Annotated in this window: 13 protein-coding genes; 8 read left to right on the top strand and 5 right to left on the bottom strand. The window is 67.5% G+C overall.

All coding sequences use genetic code 11. The features are described 5' to 3' along the window. The first annotated feature begins 13 nt into the window (after positions 1–13). From purF to AB0N75_RS00670, 3 genes are all read left to right on the top strand, one after another. Positions 14–1,564: an amidophosphoribosyltransferase gene (gene purF / locus AB0N75_RS00680; protein WP_364643670.1), complete on the top strand. Its 1,551-nt coding sequence runs from the start codon at positions 14–16 to the stop codon at positions 1,562–1,564. Further along, positions 1,561–2,676, top strand: a complete 1,116-nt coding sequence (gene purM / locus AB0N75_RS00675) for a phosphoribosylformylglycinamidine cyclo-ligase (protein ID WP_364643667.1) — start codon at positions 1,561–1,563, stop codon at positions 2,674–2,676. Before purF ends, purM begins: the two co-directional genes overlap by 4 nt. A 101-nt stretch (positions 2,677–2,777) precedes the next feature. Further along, positions 2,778–3,242 (top strand): 2'-5' RNA ligase family protein, encoded by a 465-nt coding sequence (locus AB0N75_RS00670; protein ID WP_364643665.1) that lies wholly within the window; start codon positions 2,778–2,780, stop codon positions 3,240–3,242. Positions 3,243–3,293: 51 nt separating this feature from the next. On the opposite strand, the gene AB0N75_RS00665 is transcribed toward AB0N75_RS00670, so the two are convergent. Further along, a complete protein-coding gene (locus AB0N75_RS00665; RefSeq protein ID WP_364643662.1) occupies positions 3,294–3,524 on the bottom strand; it encodes a DUF3073 domain-containing protein in 231 nt (76 codons plus the stop codon). Between the two features lie 266 nt (positions 3,525–3,790). On the opposite strand from AB0N75_RS00665, the gene AB0N75_RS00660 reads away from it, so the two are divergent. Next, positions 3,791–4,939 carry a septum formation family protein gene (locus AB0N75_RS00660; protein ID WP_364643660.1) on the top strand — a complete coding sequence of 383 codons (1,149 nt, stop codon included), beginning with the start codon at positions 3,791–3,793 and terminating at the stop codon, positions 4,937–4,939. A gap of 79 nt (positions 4,940–5,018) precedes the next feature. Here AB0N75_RS00660 and clpB read toward each other — a convergent pair whose 3' ends face one another. Continuing rightward, entirely contained in the window at positions 5,019–7,643 is a 2,625-nt protein-coding gene (clpB, locus tag AB0N75_RS00655; protein WP_364643657.1) for an ATP-dependent chaperone ClpB, read from the bottom strand. Positions 7,644–7,872: 229 nt separating this feature from the next. On the opposite strand from clpB, the gene AB0N75_RS00650 reads away from it, so the two are divergent. Further along, a complete protein-coding gene (locus AB0N75_RS00650; protein ID WP_364643654.1) occupies positions 7,873–8,400 on the top strand; it encodes a GNAT family N-acetyltransferase in 528 nt (175 codons plus the stop codon). A gap of 19 nt (positions 8,401–8,419) precedes the next feature. Next, positions 8,420–8,980, top strand: a complete 561-nt coding sequence (locus AB0N75_RS00645) for a HutD family protein (protein ID WP_364643651.1) — start codon at positions 8,420–8,422, stop codon at positions 8,978–8,980. Between the two features lie 15 nt (positions 8,981–8,995). Here AB0N75_RS00645 and AB0N75_RS00640 read toward each other — a convergent pair whose 3' ends face one another. Continuing rightward, positions 8,996–9,562 (bottom strand): YceI family protein, encoded by a 567-nt coding sequence (locus tag AB0N75_RS00640; protein ID WP_364643648.1) that lies wholly within the window; start codon positions 9,560–9,562, stop codon positions 8,996–8,998. Between the two features lie 241 nt (positions 9,563–9,803). Between AB0N75_RS00640 and AB0N75_RS00635 the strand changes: the two genes are divergently transcribed. After that, complete coding sequence (locus AB0N75_RS00635; RefSeq protein ID WP_364643646.1) at positions 9,804–10,274, top strand: pyridoxamine 5'-phosphate oxidase family protein; 471 nt, start codon at positions 9,804–9,806, stop codon at positions 10,272–10,274. Positions 10,275–10,325: 51 nt separating this feature from the next. Here the strand turns inward: AB0N75_RS00635 and AB0N75_RS00630 are convergent, their stop codons facing one another. Further along, complete coding sequence (locus tag AB0N75_RS00630; protein ID WP_364643644.1) at positions 10,326–10,757, bottom strand: YccF domain-containing protein; 432 nt, start codon at positions 10,755–10,757, stop codon at positions 10,326–10,328. A 203-nt stretch (positions 10,758–10,960) separates the two neighbouring features. Continuing rightward, complete coding sequence (locus AB0N75_RS00625) at positions 10,961–12,679, bottom strand: DEAD/DEAH box helicase (RefSeq protein ID WP_364643641.1); 1,719 nt, start codon at positions 12,677–12,679, stop codon at positions 10,961–10,963. A 238-nt stretch (positions 12,680–12,917) separates the two neighbouring features. Between AB0N75_RS00625 and trmB the strand changes: the two genes are divergently transcribed. Then, positions 12,918–13,829 (top strand): tRNA (guanosine(46)-N7)-methyltransferase TrmB, encoded by a 912-nt coding sequence (gene trmB / locus AB0N75_RS00620; protein ID WP_364643638.1) that lies wholly within the window; start codon positions 12,918–12,920, stop codon positions 13,827–13,829. The last annotated feature ends 10 nt before the right edge of the window (positions 13,830–13,839 follow it).

The raw sequence follows: 13,839 nt of genomic DNA, 5'->3' as shown, positions 1-13,839 counted from the left end.
AGAGAATAAGCGGGTGGCACGCGGTGACGGAAAACTCTCCCATGATCTTCTCCCCGGCGAAAAGGGACCCCAGGACGCCTGTGGCGTATTTGGCGTCTGGGCCCCCGGTGAAGAAGTAGCAAAAATGACCTACTACGGCCTGTACGCTTTGCAGCACCGCGGACAGGAGTCCGCCGGCATTGCAACCAGCGACGGCAAACGCATCAACGTCTATAAGGACATGGGCCTGGTGTCCCAGGTCTTCGACGAAACCACGCTTAACACGCTGACCGGGCACATCGCCGTCGGCCATTGCCGCTATTCCACGACCGGCGGCTCCACCTGGGCGAATGCACAGCCCACCCTGGGCGCTACGGCCACCGGCACGGTGGCGCTGGCGCACAACGGCAACCTGACCAACTCCGCGGAGCTGTACGAGAAGGTGCTGGAGAAATTCGGCAAGCCCGACCGCGGCGAAATGGCCCAGGGCAACACCACCGACACCGCACTGGTCACCGCGCTGATGGCCGGTCAGGAAGGCCAGACGCTCGAAGAGCGCACAATGGAACTGCTGCCCAAGTTGCGCGGGGCGTTCTGCTTCACCTTCATGGATGAAGGCACCCTGTACGCTGCCCGCGACCCAGCCGGAGTCCGCCCGCTGGTACTCGGCCGGCTGGAGCGCGGCTGGGTGGTGGCCTCGGAGACCGCGGCGCTGGACATCGTCGGCGCTTCCTACGTCCGGGAAGTTGAGCCGGGCGAATTTATCGCGATCGACGAAAACGGGCTGCGCTCCCAGCGTTTCGCCGAGAAAAAGGCTGCAGGCTGCGTCTTCGAGTACGTCTACTTGGCCCGCCCGGACACCTCCATCAACGGCCGCAGCATCCACGCCGCCCGGGTGGAGATGGGCCGCAAGCTGGCGAAGGAACATCCTGTCGAAGCCGATCTGGTGATCCCCACGCCGGAGTCCGGAACACCGGCGGCCATCGGCTACGCCGAAGCCTCCGGCATTCCCTACGGCCAGGGGCTGGTCAAGAATGCCTACGTGGGCCGGACCTTCATCCAGCCCAGCCAGACCATCCGGCAGCTGGGCATCCGGCTGAAGCTGAACCCGCTCAAGTCCGTCGTGCAGGGCAAGCGGCTGGTGGTGATCGACGATTCGATCGTCCGCGGCAACACCCAGCGGGCCCTGGTCCGGATGCTGCGCGAGGCCGGCGCGGCCGAGGTGCACGTGCGGATTTCCTCGCCGCCCATCAAGTGGCCGTGCTTCTACGGCATTGACTTCGCCAGCCGGGCCGAACTGATCGCCAACGGAATCGGCGTCGAAGACGTCCGGGCATCGCTCGGAGCCGACAGCCTCGGCTACATCTCCGAAGAGGGCATGATCGAAGCCACCGAGCAGCCGCGCGAGCGGCTGTGCACCGCCTGCTTTACCGGCGAATATCCGATCGAGCTGCCGTCCGCGGACCGTTTGGGCAAGAATCTGCTTGAGCGCGGCGACGAACCGGAGCACGGCTCCTGCGACCCAGGCCCGGACTCGGACCTGGAGAACCTCCTGACCGCAGAAGACAAGAAAGAGCGAGTATGACCTCCCCCGAACAGGGCCAGATCACCTATGCCAGCGCCGGCGTCGACGTCGAAGCCGGCGACCGGGCGGTCGAGCTGATGAAGGGTGCCATCAAGGCCACTCACAACTCCAACGTGATCGGCGGGGTCGGCGGTTTTGCCGGACTGTACGATGTCTCGGCCCTGCTGAAGTACCGCAAGCCGCTGCTCGCCACCTCCACCGACGGCGTGGGCACCAAGGTGGCCATCGCCCAGGCCATGGACATCCACGACACCATCGGCTTCGACCTGGTCGGCATGGTGGTCGACGACATTGTGGTGGTGGGCGCGGAACCGCTGTTCATGACCGACTACATCGCCTGCGGCAAGGTGGTCCCCGAGCGCATCGCGGACATCGTGCGCGGCATCGCGGCCGCCTGCGAGGTGGCCGGCACCGCACTGGTGGGCGGCGAAACGGCCGAACATCCCGGCCTGCTGGGCGAGCACGAATACGACGTTGCCGGCGCCGCCACCGGGCTGGTGGAGGCCGACGCGCTGCTCGGCCCGGACCGGGTCAAGGACGGCGACGTCGTGATCGGCATGGCGTCCTCGGGCATCCACTCCAACGGGTATTCCCTGGTCCGGCGCGTGATCAACCACGCCGGCTGGGCGCTGGACCGGCAGGTGACCGAGTTCGGCCGGACGCTGGGCGAGGAACTGCTGGAGCCCACCCGCGTCTACGCGGCAGATTGCCTGGACCTGGCCCGTTTCGAAGCGGCCGGAGTCCACGGCTTCAGCCACGTCACCGGCGGCGGTCTGGCCGCCAACCTCGCGCGCGTGCTGCCGCAGGGGCTGATGGCCACCGTGGACCGCTCCACCTGGGAGCTGCCGGCCATCTTCAAGCTCATCGCCGAACTAGGCAACGTGCCGCAGGCCGATCTGGAGCGCACGCTCAACCTCGGCGTCGGCATGGTGGCCATCGTGGACGCCGCCGGGGCGGATGCCGCCCTGCAGCGGCTGAACGAACGCAGCATGCCCGCATGGGTGATGGGGCAGGTTGCTCCCATCGACGCATCGCTGGGCGGCGTCGACTTTGTCCAGGGCGCCAAGGGCGTCGACGGCGGCGCCGTCCACCTGGTCAATTCCTACGCCTAACCCGTCACTGACGCATAACCGCCCCTGCACCAGCCGGTGCAGGGGCGGTTATGCTTTGCCGGACAGGTCCACCACCCATACCCCGGTGGGACACTGGGCGTATGGGTGCGTACGTGGTCGTGGTGTTCATCAGGCCGGTGCCGGCCGGGCACACCTTCCCGCGGAGCAACTGGCCGCTGCACATCACACTGGCGCGCTTCGACAGCAAGGAGCCGCCCGACAGTCTGGGCGAACGGATCGGCCGCGCATTCGCCGGCCTGCTGCAGTTTGACGTACGCACCGGGGCGGACGATTTCTTCGGCAGAAACCATTCCGTGCCGGTCTCACTGGTGGAACCGCATCCGCAACTGCAGTTGCTGCACGACCGCCTGCTCGACGCGCTCGGATCGGATGTCCACCTGCTCAGCCCACACCACGCCCGGAAGAACTTCCGCCCGCACATCAGCCAACAGGCAGAAGGACGGCTCCATCCGGGCCACGTCGTCCACGTGCAGCAGGCAGCCTTGGTGGACATGCGGCCCGATGGAGATGCAAAGCACAGACGGGTCCTCGCCGTGTGGAACTAGGCAGGAAACCTGGTGCAAAGGGTTCGGCAGGGAGGTAGCGGCCGAGGTCGGCTAACCGACGTTGCGGCTGCCTTCGTCCTCGTCGTCGTCGTACTGATCCGCGTACTTGTCCTCATAACCCGAATAATCCGGCTCGGGCGGAATATCGGAAAATGCGTCGGAGGTGTGGCGTTTCGCAGCGCCGAGTTCGCGCTGGAGAGCAGTGAGGTCAGTGGCCGGGCTGAAATACTTCATATCCCGGGCTTGCCTGGTTGCTTTTGCCTTCTGACGGCCGCGCCCCATGGCGTGACCCCCTTTGTACGTCGATCCGGAGGTGGTCGCACGGTAAGGCGCACGAGGCTCCGGAATAATTGATCAATTCTGTCGTACCTCTAGGGTACATGGTTTTCCACGCTGCTCGTGGCAGGGCGGCCAGCCGCCGCGCATCGAATCCCCCACGGCCGGAAACGACAAAATCGTGCCGTACAACGGGATTGTTGGCTAAAGTCATCGTGGACCAGTTCTCCTTTTCTGCCGGAGGACAACACGCACGGAAGGCAAGTTTCCCCATGAGCGAACAGGACAAGCGGCCTGACGGCCGCGGGAGGCCGCCGCAGGAGGGCCCGGAGAGCCTCGACGCGGCGAACCTCGACGTGCCTGAACCAAATCTCCATATCAGTGCCGACGACGTCGAACTGACCGAACCGACCCTGCACGAGGCGCGGATCAGCGAGGAAACCGCGGCCGAGACGGACCTGGCGATCGCTGCCGCCGAAGCACAGGCGGTGGAGGAGGAAGCCGAGGCAGCCGGCCGGTTGGTCGGTGGCGCTCGCGAAGACGGGGACATTAAAGTCAGCGGCACCGCGCCGGCCGGAGCGGCGGCCGGCGATCAGGACCAGGTGGAAAGCCAGCTGGAAGGCACTGAGGCGATCCCGGACGCGGCGGTCCCGGCCGTTGACGCGCCGGGAGCCGCTCCGGCATCGCCCGGGGTCCAACCCACGTCGCCCGCCGCCCCCACAACGTCATCCGCGCTCCCGCCGTCGGATTGGGATTCCGCGCCGGCCAGCGCCGACGGTTCCGCACCGGAAAAGAAATGGTATTCAACTCCCGCCGGAGCCACGCCCCCGGACAGTGCGGGCGACGACGCCGCCGCTGAGGATCCCACTGCTGAGGATGCCGCCGCCGGCTCGGGGCGGAACATCGACTGGAAGCCGCTGGTCATCATCGGCGCGGTGGTCGTTGTAGCCATCGTGATCATCGCCGTCATCGTTTCCAGCCTGACCGGCAGCTCGCCGGCCGGCGGGGCGGCCAGTCCCTCGTCGTCGCAGAGCGAGGCGGAGACGGCCGACGCCGACGGAGTGATCGCCGAGGACGTCTCGCCGTTCGACTTCAAGCAGGGCCAGTGCTTCACTAAGTTCGAAGCCGTGATGCGCGACGCCACCGTGGTCACCTGCGACACCCCGCACACGGCCCAACTGGTCGGAACGTTCTCCTACGGCGAGGACGAAGAGTTCCCCGGTGCCGACGAACTGAACCTCAAGGCCCAGGCGGTCTGCACCGCCGTCGTCCTCAATGACACCGCGGCAGAGGCGCCCGAGCTCAAGGACTCCTACGGGATGCCATCCAAGGAAACGTGGGCCCAGGGCGACCGCAGGATCGATTGCTTCAAGATCGCCGAAGAAGGCGAACAGATCACCGGTACCCTGATCAGTCAGTAACGCAGCCGACACCGAAAAGTCCGGCGACCACCGCTGCTGCGGCGTCGCCGGACTTTCCTGTTTCGGGAGCGGCCCGGCCTCAGCCGTTCCGGTCCGCTCCCACCTTTGCCTGCACGGTGAGGCCGCCGACCCCGCCCTCCGCGCTGATCTCCGGCGCGTCCACCAGCACGGTGTCCCCGTCGCTGATCTCGCCGGCCAGCAGTCCGCGGGCCAGCTTGTCGCCGATCTCGCGCTGCACCAGCCGGCGCAGCGGCCGGGCGCCGAAGGCCGGATCGAAGCCGGTCAGCGCCAGCCATTCCCGGGCCGCGTCCGTGACCTCCAGGGCCAGCCGGCGGTCGGCCAGCCGGGCGCCCAGCGAGGCCACCTGCAGGTCCACAATCCGGGACAGCTCGTCGATGCTCAGCGGGTCGAAGATGATCACGTCGTCCAGCCGGTTGAGGAACTCGGGCTTGAAGCTCGCATGCACCACTCCCAGGACGGCCTCGCGCTTCTTCTCCTGGTCCAGCGACTGGTCCACCAGGAACTGCGAGCCCAGGTTGGAGGTCAGCACCAGGATCACGTTGCGGAAGTCCACGGTGCGGCCCTGCCCGTCCGTGAGGCGTCCGTCGTCGAGCACCTGCAGCAGGATGTCGAAGGCCTCGGGATGGGCCTTCTCCACCTCGTCCAGCAGCACCACGGAGTACGGGCGCCGACGGACTGCCTCAGTGAGCTGGCCGCCCTCTTCGTAGCCCACGTACCCGGGCGGGGCGCCGACCAGGCGGGAGACGGAGTGCTTCTCCGAATACTCGCTCATGTCGATCCGCACCATCGCGCGTTCGTCGTCGAACAGGAAGTCGGCCAGCGCCTTGGCCAGCTCCGTCTTGCCCACGCCGGTGGGGCCCAGGAAGAGGAACGAGCCGGTGGGCCGGTCGGGGTCGCTGATTCCGGCCCGTGCCCGCCGGACGGCGTCGGACACGGAAGCCACGGCCCGGCTCTGGCCGATCAGCCGGGAGCCGATGAACTCCTCCATGTGCAGCAGCTTCTGGCTTTCACCCTGCAGCATGCGCCCGGCCGGGATGCCGGTCCAGGCGGAGATCACCTCGGCGATGTCGTCCGCGGTCACTTCCTCGGAAACCATCAGGTCGCGGCCGGCGCCACCCTGCTCTTCGGCGGCCTGCGCGTTGGCCAGCTCCTTCTCCAGCGTCGGGATCTCGCCGTACAGGATCCGGGAGGCCTCGGCCAGGTCGCCCTCGCGCTGGGACTTGTCCGCCTGCGAGCGCAGCTCGTCCAGCTTGGCCTTCAGGTCGCCCACCCGGTTCAGCCCGGCCTTCTCCGCTTCCCAGCGGGAGTTGAGCCCAGCCAGCTGCTCCTTCTTGTCCGCCATGTCGGCGCGCAGTGCTTCCAGCCGCTCCCGCGAGGCCGCATCCGTTTCATTGGCCAGCGCCAGCTCTTCCATGGTGAGGCGGTCGACCGCGCGACGCAGTTGGTCGATCTCCTCCGGCGCCGAATCGATCTCCATCCGCAGCCGCGAGGCGGCCTCGTCCACCAGGTCGATGGCCTTGTCCGGCAGTTGCCGGCCTGAGATGTAGCGGTTTGACAGCGTCGCGGCGGCCACCAGCGCCGAGTCGCCGATCGAGACCTTGTGGTGCGCCTCGTAGCGTTCCTTGAGCCCGCGCAGGATGCCGATGGTGTCCTCCACGCTCGGCTCGCCCACATAGACCTGCTGGAAGCGGCGCTCCAGCGCCGGATCCTTCTCGATGTTCTCGCGGTATTCGTCCAGCGTGGTGGCGCCGATCAGCCTCAGCTCACCGCGGGCAAGCATCGGCTTGAGCATGTTGCCGGCGTCCATCGATCCCTCGGAGGCCCCCGCGCCCACCACGGTGTGGATCTCGTCGATGAAGGTGACGATCTGCCCGTCGGAGTTCTTGATCTCCTCCAGCACGGCCTTCAGTCGTTCCTCGAACTCGCCGCGGTATTTGGCGCCGGCCACCATGGCGGCCAGGTCCAGCGACATCAGCGTCTTGCCGCGCAGCGATTCGGGCACGTCGCCGGCCACCATCCGCTGCGCCAGCCCCTCCACCACAGCGGTCTTGCCCACGCCGGGCTCGCCGATCAGCACCGGATTGTTCTTGGTCCGGCGCGAGAGCACCTGGACCACGCGGCGGATTTCAGCGTCCCGGCCGATCACCGGATCCAGCTTGCCGGAACGCGCGATGGCGGTCAGGTCGGTGCCGAATTTCTCCAGCGCCTGGAACGTATTCTCGGGATCCGCACTGTTGACCTTGCGGTCCCCGCGCACGCCCGGCAGGGCGGCGAGCAGCGCCTCATGGGAAGCTCCGGCGTCGCGCAGGATTTTCCCGACGGCGGCGCTGTCGGTCGAGAGCCCCAGCAGCAGGTGTTCGGTGGAGACATAGGAGTCCCCCAGCTTCTCCGCCTCCTGCTGCGCCGTCTGGACCGCCTGGAGCAAGCCCCGGGAATACTGGGCCTGGGCCACGGAAGACCCCGACGACGACGGCAGTGTCTTGATCGCGGTGCTCGCCTGCACGCTGACCGAATCCGGATCCGCCCCGGCGGACTTCAGCACGGCGACGGCCACTCCGTCGCGCTGGTCCATCAAGGCCTTGAGCAGGTGCGCCGGCTCGATCTGCGGATTGCCCGCTGTCGACGCATTCATGGCGGCAGCCGACAGCGCTTCTTGGCTTTTGGTGGTGAATTTAGCGTCCAACGCTCATCTCCCTTTCCCTCCGTGATGGATCCGGCCAGCCGCAGCGGTGCTGGTTAAATTGGTTAACTTGAGTCTAGTCAACTCAACTTTGAAAGTAAAGTTATCCACAGGCTGCGGCACCCGTTGACACCTACCATCCTGTCCCTCCCCCGGGCTGCCCGGAAGTGCCCCGGACGCCTAGGCTGTAGGCGGGACGTGCTCAAATATTCTGAACCGAGGTGGGCGGTCAATGGAAACGATGCTGGAAACGGCCCGGTTGCTGCTGAACCAGCCGGCACCCGGAGACATCGACACCATGTTCCGCATCCTCTCCGACCGGCGTACCACGCGCTTCAACCCTTCGGACGCCCTGCAATGGAATGAGGAAGCCGACGGCCTCTTCCAGCGCTGGGAAGCCCAGTGGGAGACCCACGGAGTGGGCTACTTCGCCGTCCGCCTGCCGGGCCGCGAAGAGCCGATCGGTTTCGCCGGGGTTAAGCACGTGTCCTTGTCCGGCCGGCCGGTGCTGAACCTCTATTTCCGCTTTGACCCCGCCGTGTGGCACCGAGGTTACGGACGCGAGGCGGTGGCCGCCGTCGTCGTTCATATCAATGAATTCCTGGAACTGCCGCCCGTCCTGGCACTGGTCCATCCGGACAACACCGCCTCCATCCGCATCGTCACGTCGCTGGGCTTCAAACGCAACGCGGCGTCGACCATCAGCGGCCCCGACGGATACCAGGATGCATATGTGCTGAACTGGGACCGGCAGCTTTAGCATCCGGACAAGGAGTCCCATGGAAATCATCCCTGCAGCGTCGCTGAAGGAACAGCGGTGGCGGAACGGCGGCGGGGTGACCCGGGAGGTGGCGGCCGGCGCCGTTGGCGCTGACGGGCTGGCAGCCTGGCGGCTGAGCCTGGCGGACATTGGCGCTGACGGCAGCTTCTCCGAGTTTCCCGGCATGGACCGGATCTTCACCGTGGTGGACGGCGACGTTGCCTTCCTGACCGTGGACGGAACACAGCACCAGATGGAGCGCTTCCGGCCCTTCCGGTTCGACGGCGGCAGCAGCGCCGAATGCAGCCTGCCCACCGGACCGTGCCGTGCGCTGAATGTGATGGCCCGCCGCGGCATCTGGGGCGCGGGACTGTTGATCGTGGAACTCTCCAAAAAGCAGCCGCTGGCCGTTGCCGACGGACAGTTCCTGGTGCTGCTGCAGGGCCAGGCGCAGGTGACGGCGGACGGCGCGGCCCAATCGCTGAACACCTACGACACCGTGGCCGGCTCGGCGGTTCCCGCGGAGGTCAGCGGGCGCGGCTTCGCGGCGCTGGTCTCGGTATATCCTGCCGGGGACTGAGCAGGATTCCTTGGCTTACTGCCCGGCGGCGGGCTCTACCTTGACGGCGGAGACCTCGAATTCCAGCATCACGCGGTCCGAAACCAGCATGCCGCCCGAGTCCAGGGCCGTGTTCCACTTGACCCCGAACTCCTGCCGGTCGATGCGCCGGGAACCCTCGAACCCTGCACGCAGCTGGCCGCCCGGGTCCCGTTCCACGCCGATGAAGTCGATCGGCACGGCCACCTGCTTGGTGACGCCGCGAATGGTGAGGTCGCCGTTCACAATGAAGTTTCCGGCCTCCACCTGGTCGATCCGGGTGCTGACGAACGTGATCTCCGGGTAGTTGGGCGCGTCGAAGAAGTCGTTGGTCCGCAGGTGCTCGTCGCGCTGCGGGCTGCGGGTATCGATGCTGGCCACCTTGATGGTGAGCCTGACCGAGGAATCGGCAGGGTTGTCCACGTCTGCGTGGATGACGCCCTCAATGTCGTTGAACGCTCCCCGGACTTTGGTCACCATAGCGTGGCGGGTGGAAAAGCCGATCCGTGTATGCGCCGGATCAAACCGCCACTCGCCGGATAGATCCGAAGTCAGTTCGGACATGGCAGAGCCTCCTCCTCGTGGGCACAGGCGCTGCTCCCCCAGTGACTGATCGATTGCGTCTGGCCGTCCCCTTCAGCCGCGTGCGGCTCGTGTGGTAATTCCAACACATAATGGGGAGCAATGCACCACATTGGCGCTGAAATTCCCTGCACGTTCCCGCTGCTGGGCGCCTACCGACGGTGGAGCACCACCCCCGTCCCGGGCCCTGTCCCGGGCAGCCGGGGACCAATACACTGATGCCATGACCACCGCGAACGAAATGCCGTCATCAACCACCCAGTTGCCGGCGGACGATTGCTGGAAATTGTTCCGCAGCGCCGACTTCGGCCGGCTCGGAGTCATTGTCGAGTCCCACCCGGAGATCTTCCCTGTCAATTACGTAGTGGACCACGGAAGCATCGTGTTCCGATCCGCCCCGGGAACCAAGCTCGACGCCGCCCTGGCGAACGAGGTGGTGATGGAAGTGGACGGTTTCAACCCGGACACCAGCGTCGCGTGGAGCGTGGTGGCGCGGGGCAGCGCCCAGCGGATGACCAGCATCGACGACGTGCTGGAATCGGCCCTGCTGCCGCTGTTCCCGTGGCAGTCCGGCGAGAAGAACAATTTCGTCCGCATCGTCCCCTCCGTGGTGACCGGACGGCGGTTTGTGGTGCCGGCATCGGCCCGCCGCGGCCCGGGGCTCAGCGACAGCCACCGGCTCCGGATCGAGTAGGGCGCCGCCGGGCAGGCCGGGGGTTACTCGAGCGCGGGCCGGTCGCGGCGCTCAGCGCCAGTTGGCGGTGCCCGGCTGATAGCCGGCAACGAAACCGCGGAATGTCCGGTCGGTGGAGACAATCTCCTTGCCCAGCGGCGTAAGGGACACCGGAATCATTTTCAGGTTTGCAATCGCCAGCGGTATGCCGATGATGGTGATGGCCTGCGCGACGGCGGTCAACACGTGCCCGATCGCTATCCAGATGCCGGCAACCAGGATCCAGATGATGTTTCCCAGCGTGGACAGGAAGTAGGTGCGTCCGCCTCGGTCCACCACCATGCGCCCGAACGGCCACAACGCGTAGCCCGCAATCCGGAACGACGCGATGCCGAACGGGATGGTCACGATCAGCAGGCAGCAGACGATGCCGGCGAGGAAGTATCCCAGGGCCAGCCAGATGCCGCCGAAGAGCAGCCAGATAATGTTCAGAAGGGCCTTCATCCCACCATTCTGACCGCTGGCGCAGCCGGCCGCCATGCGGGACGCCCCTGAGCTGCCCCTGAACCTTGGCTTACGGCGGCCGAGCCCGTGCCCCCGGCCCGCGCCGGAGCACGACGAAGGCCGCGGGGCGGCCCGTCCAACTGGAGGGTCGGCCCTGCGGCCTTCGTTAGTGCAGATGGGTCCGGAGCCGGGCCCCGGCTTAGCTAGCTGGTGCGGCGCTTCTCCTGCGACGCCGGAGCCGTTGCGCGGCGCGGTCCACGCCGTGCCGGACGCTCCGCGGCCGGTGTTTCGGAGCGGTACACCGCACGGGTGCCGCCGGCCGCACGCTGTGAACCGCCGGCGGAGCGCTGGGCGCCGCCCGTGCGGCCGGCGCCGGAGCGTGCGCCCGAGCCGGCGCGGCTGCCTCCTGCGGCTGCGGCCTGGCCCTGACGTCCGCCGGAAGCGGAGTTGCCGGCGGCGCTGCGGTGGCTGCCATGGCTGGGGGCGGCAACGTCCTGCGAGCGGCCGCCACGATTCTCGCCGCGTGAGGACTGGCGCTGGCCGCCTTCGGACCGACCACCACGGGCGGCACCGGCCTGCTGGCGGGCATCGCCGCTGCGGGCTCCGCCAGCGCTGCGGGAGCCTCCGCCGCTGCGGCCGCTGCCGGTTCGCAGCGCCCGCTTGCGCTGGGCGTTGGCGCCGGTAGAGGTACCGCCGCCGCGCTGGGGCTGCTTGGATGCCTGCTGCTGGGCCCGCAGCTGTGGATCCACCGGTGCCGCGACCTCGCCCACCAGGTTCGCCAACAGCTCCGAGGAGGCGGTGACGCTTTCAAAGGCCACGTCCACCCCGGCGGCCTTCATCAACTTGACGACTTCGAGACGCTGTTCCGGCAGCGCCAAGGTCACCACGGTGCCGTCGGAACCGGCGCGGGCGGTACGGCCGGAGCGGTGCAGGTAGGCCTTGTGCTCGGTGGGCGGGTCCACGTGGATTACCAGTTCCACCTCGTCCACGTGCACGCCGCGGGCCGCCACGTCGGTGGCCACCAGCACGCGCACGTCGCCGCTGGAGAACTCGGCCAGGTTGCGGTCGCGGGCGTTCTGCGACAGGTTGCCGTGCAGGTCCACCGCAGGAATGCCGGCAGCTGTGAGGGCCTTGGCCAGCTTGCGGGCGTGGTGCTTGGTGCGGGTGAACAGCACGCGGCGGCCGGTGCCGGCGGCGAGCTTGTTGAGCACCTGCTTTTTTTCCGAAGCGTCGCGGGTCACCAGGACGTGGTGTTCCATCGTGGTGACCGCGGCCTGCGGGTCGTCCACGGAGTGGGTCAGCGGGCTGGAGAGGTATCGCTGCACCAGCTTGTCCACGCCGTTGTCCAGCGTGGCGGAGAACAGCATGCGCTGGCCTCCGGTGGGCGTGGTGTCCAGCAGCTTCTTCACTACCGGCAGGAAGCCCAGATCGGCCATGTGGTCGGCCTCGTCCAGGACGGTGATTTCCACCGACTCCAGCGTGATGATCTTCTGCTTCATCAGGTCTTCAAGCCGGCCGGGGCAGGCAATCACAATGTCCACGCCGGCGCGCAGCGCCTTTTCCTGGCGCTGCTGCGAAACACCGCCGTAGATCACCGTGGTGTTCAGGCCCAGCTCGGTGGCCAGCGGCTCGATGGTGTTGTTCAGCTGCGTGGCCAGCTCGCGGGTCGGCGCCAGCACCAGGCCCAGCGGGCGTCCGGGCTTGCGGAAATGGGCGGCTTCACGCTCGGCCAACCGGGCCACCAGCGGCAGCGCGAAGGCCAGCGTCTTGCCGGAACCGGTGCGGCCGCGGCCCAGCACGTCGCGGCCGGCCAGTGTATCGGGTAGCGTCTCGGTCTGGATCGGGAAGGGGGCTTCAATGCCATCGGCGGCGAGCTTCGAAGCGAGGGGCTTGGGCACGCCAAGGGCAGCAAAAGTAGTCATAATAAAGTGCGAATATCTTCCGGTCAGTGTCCCCGCGGCAGGTCAGCCCAGGGTCGCCGAAGAAAAATCAGACAGTGCCAACCGCCCCGGATCAGCCCGGTCACGTCATCAGACGGAAAAGCGGCGGTGCAAATGAAAGCGTTCATCGACGCAGGAAAACGCGTCAATTGCGTTTTCGAGTACCCCCAGTCTAACAGCACGGCCGGGCGGCACCCGCACTGGCGATACGCTGGTAGGGATGACCAGCAACTCCCCCACCCCTGATTCTTCCGCGTACGACGACGGTGCGCGCCTCGCGCCGCCCGTCCATCTGGCCCAGCCGGTCAGCTTTGTGCGCCGCGGCTCGCGGCTGCAGGGCCGCCGCCAGCAGGCCTGGGACGACTACGCCCCGAGGTTCGCCGTCGACCTCCCCCGGGACGGCGGCGACACCACCGTGGACCCGGACTACGTCTTCGAGGCGGCGGCTGCCTTCGGGCGCACCGCCCCGCTGGTGGTGGAGATCGGCTCCGGCCTGGGCGAGGCCGTTTGCCACGCCGCCGAGCAGTCTCCGGAACGGGACTTCCTGGCCCTGGAGGTCTACCGTCCGGGACTGGCGCAGACCCTGCTGCGGATCGGCCAGCGGGACCTGGCCAACGTCCGCGTCGCCCAGGTCAACGCACCGGATGCCCTGGCCACCATGCTGCCGGAGTCTTCGCTGTCCGAGCTCTGGGTCTTCTTCCCCGACCCGTGGCACAAGACCCGCCACCACAAGCGCCGGCTGGTGCAGGAAAGCTTCGTGGAGCTCGCGGCGCGCGTGCTGCGGCCCGGCGGGGTCTGGCGGCTGGCCACTGACTGGTCCGACTACGCAATGCAGATGCGCCGGGTCGTGGATGCCTCGCCGGACTTCAGCAATCTGCACGCCGGCGAGCGCACCGGCGCCGACAGCCCGTTGACCCAGGTCTGGGAGAGCGGTGTCGAAGGGGTCGTCGGCGGCGCGCCGGTCCGCGAGGGCAAGGTCCCGGTCAGCACCGGCAACGCCAGCACCGGTGAAGGCATGGACGAGCTGGGCGGCTGGGCACCCCGCTTCGACGGCCGGACCATGACCAGCTTTGAGCAGAAGGCGCACGACGCGGGACGGATGATCTTCGACCTGGCCTACCGCAGGAACTGAGTCCGTTCCG

Origin of the sequence: Arthrobacter sp. NPDC089319, from assembly GCF_040684925.1 — a bacterium.
Lineage (GTDB): Bacteria > Actinomycetota > Actinomycetes > Actinomycetales > Micrococcaceae > Crystallibacter.
This window is presented reverse-complemented; position numbering and strand designations above follow the sequence as displayed.

Bases quoted from the DNA above. Each gene is read 5' to 3' on its own strand.
- purM (WP_364643667.1), top strand. From the start codon at position 1,561: ATGACCTCCCCCGAACAGGGCCAGATCACCTATGCCAGCGCCGGCGTC.
- AB0N75_RS00670 (WP_364643665.1), top strand. From the start codon at position 2,778: ATGGGTGCGTACGTGGTCGTGGTGTTCATCAGGCCGGTGCCGGCCGGG.
- AB0N75_RS00645 (WP_364643651.1), top strand. From the start codon at position 8,420: ATGGAAATCATCCCTGCAGCGTCGCTGAAGGAACAGCGGTGGCGGAAC.
- AB0N75_RS00625 (WP_364643641.1), bottom strand. From the start codon at position 12,679: ATGACTACTTTTGCTGCCCTTGGCGTGCCCAAGCCCCTCGCTTCGAAG.
- AB0N75_RS00640 (WP_364643648.1), bottom strand. From the start codon at position 9,562: ATGTCCGAACTGACTTCGGATCTATCCGGCGAGTGGCGGTTTGATCCG.
- AB0N75_RS00665 (WP_364643662.1), bottom strand. From the start codon at position 3,524: ATGGGGCGCGGCCGTCAGAAGGCAAAAGCAACCAGGCAAGCCCGGGAT.
- AB0N75_RS00660 (WP_364643660.1), top strand. From the start codon at position 3,791: ATGAGCGAACAGGACAAGCGGCCTGACGGCCGCGGGAGGCCGCCGCAG.
- trmB (WP_364643638.1), top strand. From the start codon at position 12,918: ATGACCAGCAACTCCCCCACCCCTGATTCTTCCGCGTACGACGACGGT.
- AB0N75_RS00650 (WP_364643654.1), top strand. From the start codon at position 7,873: ATGGAAACGATGCTGGAAACGGCCCGGTTGCTGCTGAACCAGCCGGCA.
- AB0N75_RS00630 (WP_364643644.1), bottom strand. From the start codon at position 10,757: ATGAAGGCCCTTCTGAACATTATCTGGCTGCTCTTCGGCGGCATCTGG.
- AB0N75_RS00635 (WP_364643646.1), top strand. From the start codon at position 9,804: ATGACCACCGCGAACGAAATGCCGTCATCAACCACCCAGTTGCCGGCG.